Genomic DNA, 15,822 nt, shown 5'->3' on the forward strand with positions numbered 1-15,822 from the left:
CGTTTCTTGTTGAGACGAGGCGTCGCCTGTTGTTGAGACGAGCCATGCGTGCGGACTGGCTGGGTTCATAAACAGACACGCTAGATTTTGTGCCCAGCTCTGCCTAAGCCTGCGCGCATGATCTCTATTGCCACTTGGAATATCAATTCTGTCCGCCTGCGCCTGCCCCAAGTTGAGCGCTTTCTTGCCGAGCATTCGCCCGACATCCTGTGCCTGCAGGAAATCAAATGTCAGGAGCATCAGTTTCCCGCTGAGGCGCTGGCTAAGCTAGGTTACGAACATATCGCGGTGCACGGGCAGAAAGGCTATCACGGAGTGGCCACAATCAGCCGCGTGCCTCTGCGCGAATATTCGCGGCACGATTGGCAGGCCAATGGCGAGGCGCGCCATGTCGGTGTAGAGCTGCTCGATGCGCCAGATGGCAAGGCTATGATGTGCCTCGACAATGTTTATGTGCCCGCTGGCGGCGATGTCCCCGATCGCGAGGTGAACACCAAGTTTGGCCAAAAGCTCGATTTTCTAGCCCGCATGACCGATTGGGCCGACTCGATTGAGCAGCCGACAATGATCGTAGGCGATTTCAATATCGCTCCGCTGGAAAGCGACGTGTGGGGACACAAACAGCTCTTGAAAGTCGTCAGCCACACCCCGCTTGAGGTGGACACCTTGGACAAGTTCAAGGCCGCCCATCAATGGGTCGATGTCGGGCGCGAGTTTATCAAAGACCCAGAGCGCTATTATAGCTGGTGGTCGTACCGCTCGCCCGATTACCGCAAGAATGATCGCGGGCGCAGGCTTGACCATATGTGGGCCAGCCCGGCGCTGGCGGCCAAGGCGTCCGGCCACCGCATCGTGGAAGATGCGCGAAGCTGGGAAAAGCCATCCGATCACATTCCGCTAATCACAGAGTTTTCGCTCTGAGCGAGGCGCCTGCCTCCGATCTCTCACCCGCTCGGCGCGCGGCGCAAGCGGTCGATGCCCTACGCCATGGCTGGCCCTTGGCCTTTGCCGGTGGGCCGGTCTTGCTGCCGGTGGAAACCGCGATTGCGCGAGAAGCCACTGCGCCGCAAATGCTGATTTCGGCAGCACGGGCAGCGACCCTGAAGCTCGCCAATCAGCGCGCCGCCGCTGTCCCGCACGCCCCGGTCCTGATCTGCGGTGGAGATTCATTCAGCCTGCGAGAGGCTTTGCCGATTGCGGACCCGGCGCTGGATCTTAACAACCCGCTGAAGGGGCCCTTCCGCGCGGAGAGACTGGAATGGGAAGAGACCGCCGCTGCCGCGCTCGAACTGGCGCGGATCGCAGGGATATTGCCCGCCTTCCTGGTCAATCCGGACAATGCTGGCGAAGCGCAAGGTATCGCTGCATCCGACCTTACCCATTATTCCGCCACAGGCGCGCTCAGCATCGCGACCCGGGCGCGGCTGCCGGTGAACGCCAGCGATACGGCGGAGATCGTCGCCTTCCGCTCCAGCGCCGATACACGCGAGCATGTGGCGCTGATCATTGGCGCGCAAAGCGGCGACAAACAGCCGCTGGTACGACTTCATTCTGAATGCCTCACTGGCGATATCCTGGGCAGCCTCAAATGCGATTGCGGGCCTCAGCTCGACGCGGCCCTGGCCGCCATGGCCGAAGAAGCCGCATCCGGCGGCTGGGGCGTGCTGCTGTATCTGAGGCAAGAGGGCCGCGGGATTGGCCTCATCAACAAGCTGCGCGCCTACAGCCTGCAAGACGCCGGATTTGACACGGTTGAGGCCAATGAGCGCCTGGGACTGCCCGACGAAGCGCGCGATTTCCCGATCGCTGCGCGAATGCTGGAATTGCTTGGCGCGCGCACCATTCGGCTGATGACCAACAATCCGCGCAAGGTTGAGGCGCTGACAGCAGCAGGTGTCACAATCAGCGAGCGTGTGCAGCACCAACTGCCCGATAACCCGTTCAACGCCCGCTATCTGGCGACCAAGCGCGACAAATCAGGGCATTTGCTGAAATGACCGCAATCACAATCCGCCCCGAGGCACCCGGCGATCAAGGCGCGATCCATGAGGTCACAGAGCAAGCCTTTCGCCCGATGCCTTTCAGCGATGGCAGCGAGCCACGCATTATCGATCAATTGCGCGATGACGGCGATCTGACACTGTCACTGGTCGCCGAGGATACCATGCAGATCGTCGGCCATATTGCCTTTTCACCGGTGACCATCACCGACGCGGCCACCGGTTGGTATGGCCTAGGCCCGGTCGCCGTGCGGCCTGAACTGCAGCGGCAGGATATTGGTGGGCGGCTGATCCGGCGCGGTATTGCCGACATGCGAGAGCGCGGCGCGAGCGGTATCATTCTGATCGGCAGTACGGACTATTATCCGCGTTTTGGCTTCAAGCATGAGCCACAGCTGACCTATGCTGGCGGACCAGCCGAATTTTTCCAGTGTCTGCTGCTGGCAGGTGACCTACCCAAAGGCGAGGTCAAATACGCGCCCGCATTTGGGTAAGCCCTAGCGCTGTTGATATTGCGTCACGCCGTCCATCAAGCGGTTGCCAGACATAACCACCTTTGATCCGGTCCAATCGGCCAAAAACGTGCTGGATCGGCTGAGGCCGGGCACAAAGCGCGCCTCATTGTTCTGGACCCGCAAGCCATCGGACGGATGCAGGACTGTCTCCGCACCGAGCGCGATGAAGGCTGAATAATTCTCTTTATCGCGGCCCTGCACAAACCAATTGCCGGTGATCGTGCCGCGCGCGCCGGCTGGCAGGTCGATCATATAATTGGTGCCGCGCCCACTCGCATCGTCAAACGAATTGCCTCGAATCGTTACCTTCCCAGAGCGTGCTTTCACATAATGCCCGCCAGTTCCGCGTTCGAATCGGCTGTCGACCACCGACAGCTCGCCATAATTGCCGACATAGATCGAATGCGCACAGCCTGCCGAATGTTCGCATGTGCCCAGCCCGCTAAAGGTCGAGCGGGCGATATAGATGAAGCCCCGAGCGTCATCAGCGGTGAGAATTCCTTGCTGGCTGTCTTCGAAACTCGAATAGGCGATGTTGAGGCTGCCACGTTCCAGCCGGATCCCTGCACCATTGCCATCGGCGACTGAAATGCCCCGAAAGGTCAGCCCGCGAATCTCTGCACCATTGCCGCGCAGCACCAGCGCCGCTTTACCTTCGCAAGCCCTGCGCTCAAAGACGGCACTGCCTGCCTTTTCCGCTGTGTAAGTGATCACGCCTGCTTCCTGAACTGCGCATTGGCGGTAGTTGCCGGGAGCAACTGAAATGGTCGCCTTGCCCGATCCGACGGCACTCACGGCGCTTTGCAGCGAATTGTAGGAGCGCCCGGTCTCGACAATGGTGAAGTCCCCGCCAGCCTGCTGAGCGACGGCGGAAGGAGCGCATAATGCGAGGGCGAGGGCGGATGCAGCAAGTTTGTAGTTCATGGACACGGGGATAGCAGCGCCTTCGCCAAGCGCCGCCGGGCAATCACTTGGCGTCCCTAGGCGGTACAACTATCGGTCAGAATGTTGAATTCGCGCTTGGCGAGCAGGGGCACAGGCGGCTACACCAGCGCCGGGCAAAGGTGGGGACGCGCCCTACCAAAACAAATCAGGGTCACTCAGGAGGAAAACCCATGAAGAAATTGACAAGCATGATCGCGGTGGCTGGTGCCACTCTCGCACTCGCCGCCTGCGGCAGCGCGGACGACGCATCGGTGGATGCAACCGCCGATACGGTCGAAATGCCAGCGGATGAAGCGCTTGAGCCAATCGTAGAAGAGCCGGTTGAAGATGCCGCAGCGGTCGCAGAAGAAGTCGATCCAGCCGATACCGCCGTTGACGAGGCAACCGCCACCGAAGCAGCAGACGCAGCCGCAGTGGTAGCCGACGAAGCAGCAGCCGCTGCTGAAGCCGCCGAAGCAGCCGGTGCGAGCCTGGATCAAGTGGTGGATGCGGCCGAGAATGCCGCTGAAGCTGTTACTGAGTAATCCGCTCAAAATGATTGGGAAGTGGGCCTTGGCCAGAAGCAGCGAAAGCAGCCGCGCCGCCGCCCGCTTCCCATTTTCTCGCGCCGCGATATGCGCACCGTTCACGCTGGCTCTGGCCGCTTGTGGCGGTGAGAGCGGTGATACGGGGCCCGGCGCGGTAAGCGAAGGCGAGGCCCAGGCGCTCGATGAAGCCGCAGAAATGCTGGATGAGCGCCGCCTGCCGCCAGAGGTGCTGCCAACCGCCGCGCCCGACATTCCAGACCCATCCCAAGCAAATGGCGAAAGCGCGGACGAAAGCACAGGCGATAACCCGCAATAGCCCCATCGCATAAACGCCAAAGGACGATTTCGATAATGAGTGCAGGCCAAGCCAATGCTGGAATGGATCACGATACGTTTGAGCAATTTGCCGAGCAGCTCGACCGCTATGTCAAGGAGCGCCTGATCCCGGCCGAGAACGATGTGATCGAAAACGACGCAATCCCGCCAGAGATCGTAGATGAGATGCGTGAGATGGGCCTGTTCGGGATTTCCGTGCCTGAAGAATATGGCGGTGCTGGCCTGAACACCCGGCAATATGCCCGCGTTGTAAACGCCATGAGTTATGCGGCGCCCGCCTATCGCTCAATCTTCTCAATCAATGTCGGCATGTTTGCGAGCGCGCTTAAGAACGGCGCGACCGAGGCGCAGCGGGCCGAATGGTATCCGCAGCTGGTCGAAGGCAAGATCGCTTGCTTTGGCCTGACCGAACCTGGTTCGGGCAGCGACAGCGCCGGTCTGCAAACCACCGCAACCCCTGACCCCGATGGCAATGGCTGGGTGCTCAATGGCACCAAGCGCTACATCACCAACGCACCGCATGCCGATGTCGCATTGATCATGGCGCGGACCGAAAAAGACAACCTGCCCAAAAACGCCCATGTCAGTGCATTTCTGGTGCCGATGAACAGCCCAGGTATTTCAACCGGTTCGCCGGATAAAAAAATGGGCCAGTCCGGATCACACATTTCCGACATCATGCTAGATGATGTGAAAGTGCCCGGCGACGCTTTGCTGGGCGGGGAAACCGGCAAGGGCTTTCGCTTTGCGATGCAGAGCCTCGACAATGGCCGCATTTCCGTTGGCGCGGCGGCAACCGGCTATGCCCGGCGCGCGCTCAATTCTGCGCTACGTTATGCCAATGAACGCCAGGCCTTTGGCGAGCCAATCGCGCGCTTTCAATTGATCCAGGCGATGCTCGCCGACAGCGAGACCGACATCTACGCCGCTGAATGCATGATGCGCGATGTGACCGAGCGCGCGGATCGCGGCGAGAATATCATCATCAAGGCGGCCGCGTTCAAAGTCTTCGCATCGGAGATGTGTGGCCGTGTAGTGGACAGAGTCGTGCAGATTTATGGCGGCGCGGGTTACCTCGCTGAATATGACGCAGAGCGATTTTACCGCGATGCCCGGATTTACCGGATTTACGAAGGCACCACGCAAATTCTCCAGCTCCAGATCGCCAAGCATATGCTGCGCGAATGGGAAAGTTTGAATGGTTGAGGCTCGCTAACGCTCACGGCCAAGCCACCCGCTCCCTCCGCCCTTCCACCCGGATTATCACACCGGGTTACGATCCGGGTGGAAGGGCGGAGGGAGCGGGTGGCTTGGCATTCCGATAGGACAAAAATGTACCAACTCCTCAATAACCTCTCGATCATCGAAGTCTCCAGCTTCGTCGCATCGCCAACCGCGGGCCTGTATTGCGCGCAAATGGGCGCCGAGGTCATCCGTATAGACCACAAGGCAGGCGGGCTCGATTACGACCGCTATATGTTGACCGAAGAAGGCCGCAGCCTCTCTTGGGAAAACCTTAACCGCGCTAAAAAGTCGGTCGCCCTTGATCTGCGCTCTGGCGAAGGGCGCGAGCTGTGCGTCGAGCTGGCCGCGAAGACCGGGCAATGCATCACCAACCTACCGGAAAAGAGCTTCCTCAGCCACGCGGCCATGCAGGCCAAACGCGATGACATGGTCAGCGTACGCATCATGGGTTGGCACGATGGCAGGCAGGCAATGGACTTTACGGTCAACGCCGCTGCTGGATATCCGCTGATGACGGGCCCGGAGGAATGGGATGCGAAGACCGCGCCGCCGGTCAGCCAACCTCTTCCAGCGTGGGATTTTATCACTGGGGCCTATTCGGCATTTGCGCTGATGACAGCGCTTCATAATCGCACCGCAACAGGGCAAGGGGCGGAGATGCGCGTGCCATTGGGCGATGTCGCAATCGGGACGATGGCAAATTCGGGGACCATGGCGGAAATGCTCTATCGCGGATCGGATCGCGAACGGTTGGGCAATGCGATCTGGGGTGCGTTTGGACGCGATTTTCAAACCAAATGCGGCACCCGCTTCATGGTTGCCGCGCTCACTCCCAAGCAGTGGGCCGGCCTGGTCAAGGCATTCGATGTGGCGACGCCAATCGCCGCGCTCGAGCAGGAATTGGGCGCCGATTTCAATGCTGGCGACCAGCCCCGATTTGAAAATCGCCACCGCCTGTTTGACCTGTTCCAGAGCGCCGCAGAAACCCAGGATTATGCGGCGCTTTCCGCCCGCATGGCTGCCGAAGGCTGCACCTTTGAGAAATACCGCTCGCATCATGAGGCCTCAACCGACCCAGTGCTCGTGGACAACAATCCACTGTTCGGCCCCTCGCCTGCGAACCCGTCTGGCTTCGAGTATCCGGCGACCCGTAGCTTTGCAAATATGCCGGCGCATCAAGCCGGAGACCCCGCGCCCGCGCCATTCCTTGGCCAGCACTCCGAAGAAGTGCTCGCCGAGCGGCTCGGCCTGTCATCAGGCACTATAGCCAAGCTGGTGGATGCGGGGACCGTCGCTCTGTCTGACAAAAACGCAAATTACGAGGACCGCTAAATGACCAGAAGAGCCGCCATCGTATCGCCACTGCGCACCCCGGTGGGCAAATTCCTTGGAGGGTTATCCAGCCTGAATGCGGGCGAGCTGGGCGCGATCATTCTGAAAGCTCTGGTCGAACGCAGCGGAGTTGATCCCGAGCGCGTCGATGATGTGGTGTTCTCGCAAGGATACGGAAACGCTGAAGCGCCTGCCATCGGGCACTGGTCCTGGCTCGCCGCCGGATTGCCATTGGAAGTGCCAGGATATCAGCTGGACCGGCGCTGCGGCTCTGGTCTGCAAGCGGTCGCCAATGCGGCGATGATGGTCGAAACCGGCATGGCAGATGTGGTGGTCGCGGGCGGATGCGAGAGCATGTCCAATGTCGAGCATTACACGCTCCAAGGGCGCGGCGGCGCACGCATGGGCGATATCACTTTGTATGATCGCCTTTCGCGAGGTCGATTGATGAGTCAGCCGATCGAACGCTTTGGCGTGATCACCGGCATGATCGAAACGGCGGAGAACCTTGCCAAAAACTATAACATCAGCCGTAAGGACGCCGATTCCTATGCCGTCCGCTCTCACCAGAACGCGGCAGCAGCATGGGAAGCGGGCAAATTCGATGCGCAGCTCGTGCCGGTTGAAGTACCGCAGCGCCGCAAAGACCCGATCACGTTCGATCACGACGAAGGCTACCGCGCCGATGCCACCGAAGAGAGTTTGGCCAAATTGCGCGCGCTCGATCTGAAACGCGATCCAGACGCCATCGTCACCGCCGGCAATGCGAGCCAGCAAAACGACGCAGCGGCGGCCTGTCTGGTCGTGGCCGAGGATAAGCTTGAAGAATTGGGCCTAGAGCCAAGCTTGTGGTTTGGCGGTTGGGCCGCGGCGGGCTGTGACCCGAGCCGCATGGGCATTGGCCCCGTGCCAGCGACGCAGCGCCTGTTCGAACGGGGCGGCTATAGCTGGGACGACATCGACCTCGTGGAACTCAACGAAGCCTTCGCGCCGCAAGTGCTCGCGGTGCTCAAAGGCTGGGGCTGGTCAGAGGATGATAGCCGCCGCGAGATCCTCAACGTCAATGGTTCAGGCATTTCGCTCGGCCATCCGATTGGCGCGACCGGCGGGCGAATTCTTGCCGATATGGCCGCTGAAATGCACCGGCGCGGCGCACGATATGGCCTCGAGACGATGTGCATCGGCGGCGGGCAAGGCATCGCTGCTGTCTTTGAGCGCGCCGCCTAATGAGCGGATATGAGGCATGGGTCGGGCGCGAGCAGCGCAGCTCTGATCGGCTGGATGAGGGATTGGCTGCACGCTGGTTGGCGACTTTTATGTTGGACGACCCGAGCCGCCCGTGCCCTCCACCCTTCCACCCGGTAGGTTCCGGGTGGAAGGGTGGAGGGCACGGGCGGCTCGGGATTCCAAAACTTCTTCCTCAAGGCATCCATCTCGCGCTTTGCACTCCGGACGCGCCAACCGCGACTCTGGGAGAGGACGGCCATCCGGCCCGCGATGACAGCATGGACAGCTTCCTGCCGCCGGTTCCAATGCCGCGCCGAATGTGGGCCTCCAGCGCGATCAAATTCATCTCGCCAATTCCCCTTGGTGCCAGCATTGCGCGCACCAGCCGCATTCTATCCGTGGATGTAAAATCAGGCGGGTCGGGAGAGCTGGTGTTCGTCAATGTCGGGCATGAGACGAGCGCGAATGGTACGCTCGCCGTCAGCGAAACTCAGACCTTGGTTTACCGTGGGGCTGCACCGGCAGACGCACCGCTATCGCCGCCGCCGCTCGGCAAGGGCACGTTCGATCCCGCCGAGTGGGACGCCCACCGGGAGCTTACTCCCGATCCGCGCCTGCTGTTTCGCTACTCAGCGCTGACCTTCAACTCACACCGCATTCACTATGATGCGCCCTACGCTGAAGCTCAGGAGCGCTATCGCGGCTTGGTCGTGCATGGGCCGCTAACCGCCTCCTTGCTGCTGCAATTGGCGGCGCGCGAGCTGGGCGAAAACATTCTGCGCAGTTTCAGTTTTCGCGGCACTTCGCCAGCTATTGCAGATGAACCGCTGCACTTGGTGATGCGGCGATCCGATGATGGCTATGAGATGGGTGCCTTTGCTGCGGATGGTCGCCAAGTCACCAAGGTCAAGGCGGGCACATAATCGCGCCTTAGCTTTGCTTTGGCGGCCGCCCCCGGCGGGGCGGCTCGCTGCGCTCCAGCTTGATCCCGCGCGCCGACAAAGCTTCACGCAGGAGCATTTCAATCTCAGCATTGGCTGAGCGTAATTCGGCGGCAGCGAGGCGTTCTATCGCAGCATGCACCGCCGGATCGAGTCTCAGCGCAAAAGCCTTTTTCTTCGGTGCAGCCATGGCTGCCTCCCGTTGTCACGGTTTATTGGTAAAGCGTGCCTGCGTTGACCACTGGCTGTGCTTCGCGGTCGCCGCACAGAACGATCATCAGGTTGGAAACCATGGCCGCGCGCCGCTCATCATCAAGCTCGACGATGCCGTCGCTAGACAATTTGCCGAGCGCATCCTCGACCATACCAACCGCGCCAATCACCACCTTCTTGCGCGCGGCGATCACCGCATCGGCTTGCTGACGGCGCAGCATGGCGCCCGCGATTTCTGGGGCATAAGCGAGGTGAGTAAGGCCCGCTTCATCGACGATAATCCCGGCAACGATCAGCCGCTCATTCAGCTCTTCGCGCAGCTCAGCGTTCACGACATCGGCGCTGCCGCGCAGAGTTGTTTCATCCTCGTCCGACATATCGTCATAGGGGTGGCGCGCGCCCACAGTGCGCAGCCCCGCCTCGATCTGGATGTTCACAAACTCCTTATAATCGTCGACATCAAACACTGCCTGCGCACTGTCCGACACGCGCCACACGACATTACAGGCGACCTCTATCGGATTGCCGCGCAGATCGTTGATCTTAACCTTTTCAGAGTGAATGTTGTGGGCGCGCACACTGACTTTCTTCTTGATCATCCATGGCCAGACCCATTGCAGGCCCTCATCGCGCACCGTGCCGCGATATTCGCCGAACAAGGTGATGACCGCCGCCTGATTGGGCTGAATCATGAAAAAACCGATCGAACCGATCAAAACAACGATGATGCCCAGCACGATTGTGCCGACAAATGCCAGCTTTTCTGGTTTGGTTGCGCCGCTTTCTGGCACCACGCTAAAGATAACGAAGAGCACTGCGGCTGTGACCACCGCCAGCACCGCGAGCATGACGTAGCCATTATAGGCAGATCCCGCTCGCTCGCTGCTGCGGGTCATAATGTTGGTTGTGTCGGACATATCATGCCTCCTCTGATATAATTATGATATCATATTTATATCATGAGGCAGTTTTGTCAATCCTAATCAGGAAAGTCGGCAATCGGCTCGATCACGGCGTAGCTCTCCGCCTTGGGCGCGCTGCTTAGTTTCGGAAAATCGATCTCTGGCGGCTCAACATGGGTGTCCGGCAAGCGGTCGAGCAGATCGCGAATCAGTGTGAGCCGCCCGCGTTTCTGATCGTTGAAATCAACCAAGGTCCACGGTGCGTTGTCGGTATGGGTCGCGCGCAGCATGGCTTCGCGAGCGCGGGTGTAATCGTCGTATTTCTCACGCGCGGCCAGATCGACCGGAGACAATTTCCAGCGTTTGAGCGGATCTTCCAGCCGCTCGGCCAGGCGTTCCTCCTGCCGTTCCTGATCGGTTGTCAGCCAGTATTTGAACAGAAGAATGCCATCATCGATCAGCATTTTTTCAAACACTGGCGTCTGCTCCAGGAAGGCGGCGACCTGCGCCATGTTCGCATAGCCCATCACATCTTCAACGCCCGCCCGGTTGTACCAACTGCGATCGAACAGTACGATTTCACCGGCGCAGGGCAGATGCGCAATATAGCGCTGGAAATACCACTGTGTCTGCTCATCCTCGGTCGGCTTGCTCAGCGCGACTGTGCGGCATTGGCGCGGGTTGAGCTTGTCCCGCACCGCGCGGATCGCGCCGCCTTTACCAGCGGTATCGCGCCCCTCAAACAACACAACGATCCGCGCGCCTGTCGTGCGCGCCCAGCGCGCCATTCCAACCAGCTCTTCCGTCAGCGGCTCCAGCGCCTCGCGAAATTCCTTACCCTTCATGCGCCTGCCTCTCTTTAGCGATTTACCCTTGCACTATCGCGGTGGTAGTCCAAATCTGAAGGCTATGGCTACACTAAGCGAACCTGAAACCGATTTTGCGCGCCTCCCCGATCTGCCGGAGGACGTTTTTACCGCGCCGCTCCAGAAACCTGACCATTTGGGTGAGGATTGGATCGAGCCGGTGCAGGCGCATTACCGATCAGAAGATCACGCGATCTGGAACGATCTGTTTGCGCGGCAGATGAAGGTTCTGCCCGGGCGCGCGGCAAGTGCCTTTATGGCGGGCCTTGAGAAGCTCGATCTGGGGCGCGGCGGCGTGCCGGAATTTGGTAAATTGTCTGAGGAACTCAACGCGCTGACGGGCTGGACAGTCGTGCCCGTACCAATGCTGATCCCTGATCACGTGTTCTTCTGGCATCTCGCCAATCGCCGCTTCCCAGCGGGCAATTTCATCCGCACGCGAGAGACATTTGACTACATTCAGGAACCCGACGTGTTCCACGATGTATTCGGCCATGTGCCGATGCTGACCGATCCGGTGTTCGCCGATTACATGCAGGAATATGGCCGTGCCGGGTGGAAGGCGATGCGTTACAACCGTCTAAAGGCGCTGGGCGCGCTCTATTGGTACACGGTCGAGTTCGGCCTGCTCGAAGAGACAGACGGCATTAAGGCTTACGGTGCCGGCATTTTGTCCGGCCCCACAGAGGTGGTGTTTGCGACCGAAGCGAAGAGCCCCAACCGCATCATGCTCAATGTCGATCGGGCAATGCGCACCGACTATGTGATCAGCGATCTGCAACCTACCTATTTCGTGATTGAGAGCTTTGAGGATCTTTACCGTCAAACGGTGGAGCGCGATTTTGACCGGCTTTATCGGAGCCTCGCGGCAAGCTTCACTTATGCCAACAGCGCGGTGATCGATGTCGACAATGTGGTGAACCGCGGATCACAGGAATATCATCTGCGCGGTGGGCGCGGGAGTAATGCGGATCCTATCTGATTCTTAGTGTTCCGCAAACGCATCCGCGTTCGCGATATCCTCGGGGCTAGTCGGTCCTGCGAGCAGCCAGTCGGCCTTGCGGTCCGCTGATCACGAACCGTGCTCCGCGACCAAGCCACAACTACTATTCTCTAAAACTTCACCACAAAGACAAGATTATAGGCAGCCAGCACGACCAGCGCCGCGAGCGCAGCCACGCCCAGCGCCATCCAGCCAAGCGCCCCAAACAGCGCGCCGCCGTTCATAAACAGCCCGCCAATTGCGCTCGCCAGCAGGCCCAACCCGATATTGCGAAAGATGCCGCCCGCCTCCTCTGTGCGAACCAGGATTGACGCGAACCAGCCCAGCAGCGCGCCCATCACAATCAGTATCAAAATCGCCATTGATCGCTCCTCACGCGGTTTAGAAAATAATCAGCAAGGCGGCGCCCATCGCCACGCGGTAAAGCACGAAAACCAGCATCGATGCTTTCTTGAGGAAGTTCATCAGGAACGCCATCGTCAGGAACGCCGCGACAAACGTCAGCACTCCCGCGATCAGCGCTTCAAATGCAAGTTCGCCGCCTGCCTCAAAAATCTCTGGCACGATCAGCACACCTGCACCGGCCACCGCCGGGATCGACAAGAGAAACGAAAAACGCGCCGACTCAACCCGGCTATATCCCAGCGCGCGGGCCGCCGTCATCGTGACGCCAGAACGGCTTGTACCGGGAATAATCGCCAGCGCCTGAGCCAGGCCGACGATCAAGCCGTCACGCCAGGTCATATCCTCAAAGCTCTTATGATCGCGCCCGAAATAATCCGCGATGCCCAGCAGGATGCCATAGAAAATCAGATTGACCGCGATCAAATCGGTGAAGCGGATCGACGACATCAGATCATCATCAATGATGGTGATGCCAAACACGCTTTCCGCAAAGCCATTGAACAGGCCCATCTTGATCGACAGGCCAAACACCACCGCCGGAATCGTGCCGAGCACAATCCACCAGAACAATTTGCGCTCTGACGGTGCTTGCCCAATGCCAACCGATGCAAATCCGCCGCGGGCAAGCACGACCACATCCTTGAAGAAATAGACGATAATCGCGAGCAGAGACCCAACGTGCACCGCCACGTCGATCAGCGGGCCCTGGTCAGAAAAATCGGTCAAATAGGGGATCAGGATCAAATGGCCTGACGAGGAAATCGGCAGGAATTCCGTGATCCCTTGGACGACCGCGATAAGAAGCAATTGCAGGAATGTCATGACGTCACTGCCTTGGCATGCGGCGGTGCCAAGTCAATTTTTTTGTTGAATTTCGGGTCTAGAACTAAGCCAGCCTTGCGGGCTGCCCGAAGGCAGCCCGTTTCAGCTCAAACTACACGTTTTAGCGTGCGCTCAATTACCAGATTTTCACGCGTTCTTCTGGCGGGATGTACATCGCGTCGTCTTCGGTCACGCCAAAGGCTTCGTACCAGGCATCCAGATTGCGCACGACGCCGTTCACCCGATATTCCTCTGGGCTGTGCGCGCCGGTGCGCAGACGCAGGCGATAATTTTCCTCACGCTGAGCCGAGCGCCAGACCTGCGCCCAAGCCAGGAAGAACCGCTGATCGCCGGTGAAGCCATCGATCACAGGCACGTCTTTGCCTGCGGTGGCAATCTTATAGGCGCGGTAAGCAAGCGAAAGCCCGCCAACATCGCCGATGTTCTCACCCAGGGTCAGGCGGCCGTTCACACAGGTTTCGCCTTCGTCAAACGGGCAGAACGAACTGTATTGCGCGACGAGCGCATCACCGCGCTCATCAAAGGCCGCGCGGTCTTCATCGGTCCACCAATTGCGCAGTTTGCCGGTACCGTCGGACTTGGATCCCTGATCGTCGAAACCATGGCCAATCTCATGTCCGATCACCCCGCCGATCGCGCCGTAATTGACCGCAATATCAGCGCTCACGCCAAAGAATGGCTGTTGCAGGATGGCGGCGGGAAAAACGATCTCATTCTTGGTCGGATTGTAATAGGCATTGACCGTTTGCGGGGTCATAAACCACTCGGTCCGGTCAATCGGCCCGCCCAGTTTGGAGATATTGTCGGCCAGATTCCAAGCCCCGGCGGCAATCGCATTTTCCAGCGGATTGTCGGCGGTAATCTCAAGACCGGGATAGGTCTCCAGATTGTCACGGTAGCCGATCTTGGGATCGAAACTGTCGAGTTTCGCCTTGGCCTCGACCTTGGTTTCCGCACCCATCCAATCGATCTCTTCGATTGATTGTGCCATGGCGAGGCGCAGATTGGCGACCAGTTCGTCCATCGCGGCTTTGTTTTCAGCCGGGAAATAACGCTCAACATAGCTCTTGCCGACGAGCTCTCCCAAGGCGCCCTCGGTGGCGTCAATCGCGCGCTTCCACCGCGGGCGCTGCTCTGGCGTGCCGCGTAGTTTCTTGCCGAAGAATTCAAAGCTCGCCGTGTCGAAACGGGTCGGCAGGACGGCGGAATTGTTTGAGAGAAACTCCTTGATCGTCCACGCCTGCAGCGTCGCCAAATCGGTTTCGGACAGCACTTCAAACATGCCGGGCAGGCCTTTGCCGATCTTGGCAACGGTTGCCTCATCCAGGCCCAATTCCTTGATCCGCTCTTCGCTGGGTGGGATAGTGCCCACGACATAAATCGGCGATTTCGACAGGCCGATTGTATCCATGATCGCGCCCACTGGAATGTCACCCGCCATCGCGGCCATTTCTTCCTTGGTCACGGCGTTATAGGTGAGGTCGCGGTTACGGCTGACGGTGCGGTCCCACAGCACTTCTTTCGCGAGCCGTTCTTCAAACGCATAGACGGCAGCGGTAGCGCCCGCAGGATCAGCATAGCCCGCCTCGCCAAACAGGAAGGTGAGATAATCCTTGTAGAGCTTGATCGTCTCAAGCCCTTTCTCACTGGTGTCGGTGTAATAATCACGGTCTGGCAGGCCAATTCCGCCCATGCCGATATAGGCGACATAGCGGTCTGGCTGTTTCGCATCGACGTTTACAAACCCGCCGATGGGCGATGAATACCCTGGCGTCGCCCACAGCATCACGAGATCATCCAGCGTGCTCGCAGCGATGATCTTGTTGAAATAGGGCTGCGCTGGGGCAAGGCCAGCCGCATCAATCGCTGCGGTGTTCAGGAACGCGTTGTGCGCATTTACAATCCGCTGCTCGTCATTGCTGAGCGTGGCCGGGTCTTTCGCGACCAGCTCGTCGATCAAAGCCTTCACATCACTGGTGCTTTTCTCGCGCAGCAGGTTGAACGCACCAAAGCGGCTGAATTCAGCTGGCAGAGGGTTGGCATCAAGCCATTTCTGATTGACGTATTTGAAGAAGTCATCGCCAGGATCAACGTCGGCGGAGATCAGCTGCGGATCAACGCCCCATGAGCCAAAGCTCATGGTTGGGGTGCCGGGTTCTTTGACCGCATCGGCCGCGCCTTCTGCGGCTGTGTCATCCAGAAGAGTTTCAATACCTGCATCCGCATTCGCATCATGCGTGGCGCCAGCGAGTGCCGGATTGGCGCATATCAGGGCGGCGAGCCCTGCGCTGAGAAGAGCTGTCTGTTTGATCATATTACCAGTCCCATGGTTATCGTTATTCTAAATTCCACCCCAGCCTCTTTAACCCGCGCAGCTCAGTAGAGTCGACGTTTGTCCGATTGCAGTCGCAATTGGTCGATTATTTGGTGGTGAGAGAGGTTGTTTTTGAACCACGCCACTCGCCTCCCCAACCGGCCACCAATGGTAACCACCAGAATTGGTGGCCGGTTGGGGAGGCGGG

General features: G+C 59.3%; 17 protein-coding genes. 10 read left to right on the top strand and 7 right to left on the bottom strand.

Annotation, left to right across the window (positions count from 1 at the left end):
* Window positions 1-117: 117 nt before the first annotated feature.
* From AC0V6O_RS14400 to AC0V6O_RS14410, 3 genes are all read left to right on the top strand, one after another.
* Complete coding sequence (locus AC0V6O_RS14400; protein WP_486145081.1) at window positions 118-921, top strand: exodeoxyribonuclease III; 804 nt, start codon at window positions 118-120, stop codon at window positions 919-921.
* Window positions 922-998: 77 nt separating this feature from the next.
* The gene (ribA, locus tag AC0V6O_RS14405) at window positions 999-1,997 is read left to right on the top strand and encodes a GTP cyclohydrolase II (RefSeq protein ID WP_486145083.1); all 999 of its coding nucleotides are present in this window, start codon (window positions 999-1,001) and stop codon (window positions 1,995-1,997) included.
* Window positions 1,994-2,494: a GNAT family N-acetyltransferase gene (locus AC0V6O_RS14410; RefSeq protein WP_486145085.1), complete on the top strand. Its 501-nt coding sequence runs from the start codon at window positions 1,994-1,996 to the stop codon at window positions 2,492-2,494. The genes ribA and AC0V6O_RS14410 overlap by 4 nt, the downstream gene beginning before the upstream one ends.
* A gap of 3 nt (window positions 2,495-2,497) precedes the next feature.
* On the opposite strand, the gene AC0V6O_RS14415 is transcribed toward AC0V6O_RS14410, so the two are convergent.
* On the bottom strand, window positions 2,498-3,439 hold the full coding sequence (locus AC0V6O_RS14415; RefSeq protein ID WP_472639980.1) for a right-handed parallel beta-helix repeat-containing protein: 942 nt from the start codon (window positions 3,437-3,439) through the stop codon (window positions 2,498-2,500).
* Between the two features lie 191 nt (window positions 3,440-3,630).
* Here AC0V6O_RS14415 and AC0V6O_RS14420 point away from each other — a divergent pair, with 191 nt between their 5' ends.
* The 6 genes from AC0V6O_RS14420 to AC0V6O_RS14445 all read left to right on the top strand — a co-directional run bounded on the left by AC0V6O_RS14420 (window position 3,631) and on the right by AC0V6O_RS14445 (window position 9,050).
* Complete coding sequence (locus AC0V6O_RS14420; RefSeq protein ID WP_486145088.1) at window positions 3,631-3,984, top strand: hypothetical protein; 354 nt, start codon at window positions 3,631-3,633, stop codon at window positions 3,982-3,984.
* Between the two features lie 28 nt (window positions 3,985-4,012).
* The gene (locus tag AC0V6O_RS14425; protein ID WP_486145090.1) at window positions 4,013-4,303 is read left to right on the top strand and encodes a hypothetical protein; all 291 of its coding nucleotides are present in this window, start codon (window positions 4,013-4,015) and stop codon (window positions 4,301-4,303) included.
* A 35-nt stretch (window positions 4,304-4,338) separates the two neighbouring features.
* The gene (locus AC0V6O_RS14430; protein ID WP_486145092.1) at window positions 4,339-5,529 is read left to right on the top strand and encodes an acyl-CoA dehydrogenase family protein; all 1,191 of its coding nucleotides are present in this window, start codon (window positions 4,339-4,341) and stop codon (window positions 5,527-5,529) included.
* A 126-nt stretch (window positions 5,530-5,655) separates the two neighbouring features.
* On the top strand, window positions 5,656-6,900 hold the full coding sequence (locus tag AC0V6O_RS14435) for a CoA transferase (RefSeq protein ID WP_486145094.1): 1,245 nt from the start codon (window positions 5,656-5,658) through the stop codon (window positions 6,898-6,900).
* Complete coding sequence (locus tag AC0V6O_RS14440) at window positions 6,901-8,127, top strand: acetyl-CoA C-acetyltransferase (protein WP_486145096.1); 1,227 nt, start codon at window positions 6,901-6,903, stop codon at window positions 8,125-8,127.
* Window positions 8,127-9,050: an HTD2 family dehydratase gene (locus AC0V6O_RS14445; RefSeq protein WP_486145098.1), complete on the top strand. Its 924-nt coding sequence runs from the start codon at window positions 8,127-8,129 to the stop codon at window positions 9,048-9,050. The genes AC0V6O_RS14440 and AC0V6O_RS14445 overlap by 1 nt, the downstream gene beginning before the upstream one ends.
* A gap of 7 nt (window positions 9,051-9,057) precedes the next feature.
* Here the strand turns inward: AC0V6O_RS14445 and AC0V6O_RS14450 are convergent, their stop codons facing one another.
* The 3 genes from AC0V6O_RS14450 to ppk2 all read right to left on the bottom strand — a co-directional run bounded on the left by AC0V6O_RS14450 (window position 9,058) and on the right by ppk2 (window position 11,028).
* Window positions 9,058-9,258: a type II toxin-antitoxin system antitoxin gene (locus tag AC0V6O_RS14450; RefSeq protein ID WP_472639985.1), complete on the bottom strand. Its 201-nt coding sequence runs from the start codon at window positions 9,256-9,258 to the stop codon at window positions 9,058-9,060.
* Window positions 9,259-9,280: 22 nt separating this feature from the next.
* On the bottom strand, window positions 9,281-10,198 hold the full coding sequence (locus tag AC0V6O_RS14455) for an SPFH domain-containing protein (RefSeq protein WP_486145100.1): 918 nt from the start codon (window positions 10,196-10,198) through the stop codon (window positions 9,281-9,283).
* 62 nt (window positions 10,199-10,260) lie between these two features.
* Window positions 10,261-11,028, bottom strand: coding sequence for a polyphosphate kinase 2 (gene ppk2, locus AC0V6O_RS14460; RefSeq protein ID WP_486145102.1), 768 nt, complete (start codon window positions 11,026-11,028; stop codon window positions 10,261-10,263).
* Window positions 11,029-11,092: 64 nt separating this feature from the next.
* Between ppk2 and phhA the strand changes: the two genes are divergently transcribed.
* Window positions 11,093-12,031: a phenylalanine 4-monooxygenase gene (gene phhA / locus AC0V6O_RS14465; RefSeq protein ID WP_486145104.1), complete on the top strand. Its 939-nt coding sequence runs from the start codon at window positions 11,093-11,095 to the stop codon at window positions 12,029-12,031.
* Between the two features lie 131 nt (window positions 12,032-12,162).
* Here the strand turns inward: phhA and AC0V6O_RS14470 are convergent, their stop codons facing one another.
* The 3 genes from AC0V6O_RS14470 to AC0V6O_RS14480 all read right to left on the bottom strand — a co-directional run bounded on the left by AC0V6O_RS14470 (window position 12,163) and on the right by AC0V6O_RS14480 (window position 15,614).
* Window positions 12,163-12,414 (bottom strand): hypothetical protein, encoded by a 252-nt coding sequence (locus tag AC0V6O_RS14470; protein WP_486145106.1) that lies wholly within the window; start codon window positions 12,412-12,414, stop codon window positions 12,163-12,165.
* A 19-nt stretch (window positions 12,415-12,433) separates the two neighbouring features.
* Window positions 12,434-13,279 (bottom strand): undecaprenyl-diphosphate phosphatase, encoded by an 846-nt coding sequence (locus AC0V6O_RS14475; RefSeq protein ID WP_472639990.1) that lies wholly within the window; start codon window positions 13,277-13,279, stop codon window positions 12,434-12,436.
* 136 nt (window positions 13,280-13,415) lie between these two features.
* The gene (locus AC0V6O_RS14480) at window positions 13,416-15,614 is read right to left on the bottom strand and encodes a M13 family metallopeptidase (protein WP_486145108.1); all 2,199 of its coding nucleotides are present in this window, start codon (window positions 15,612-15,614) and stop codon (window positions 13,416-13,418) included.
* Window positions 15,615-15,822 lie beyond the last annotated feature (208 nt).

The sequence above is a fragment of the Erythrobacter sp. JB2-19 genome, assembly GCF_057365005.1.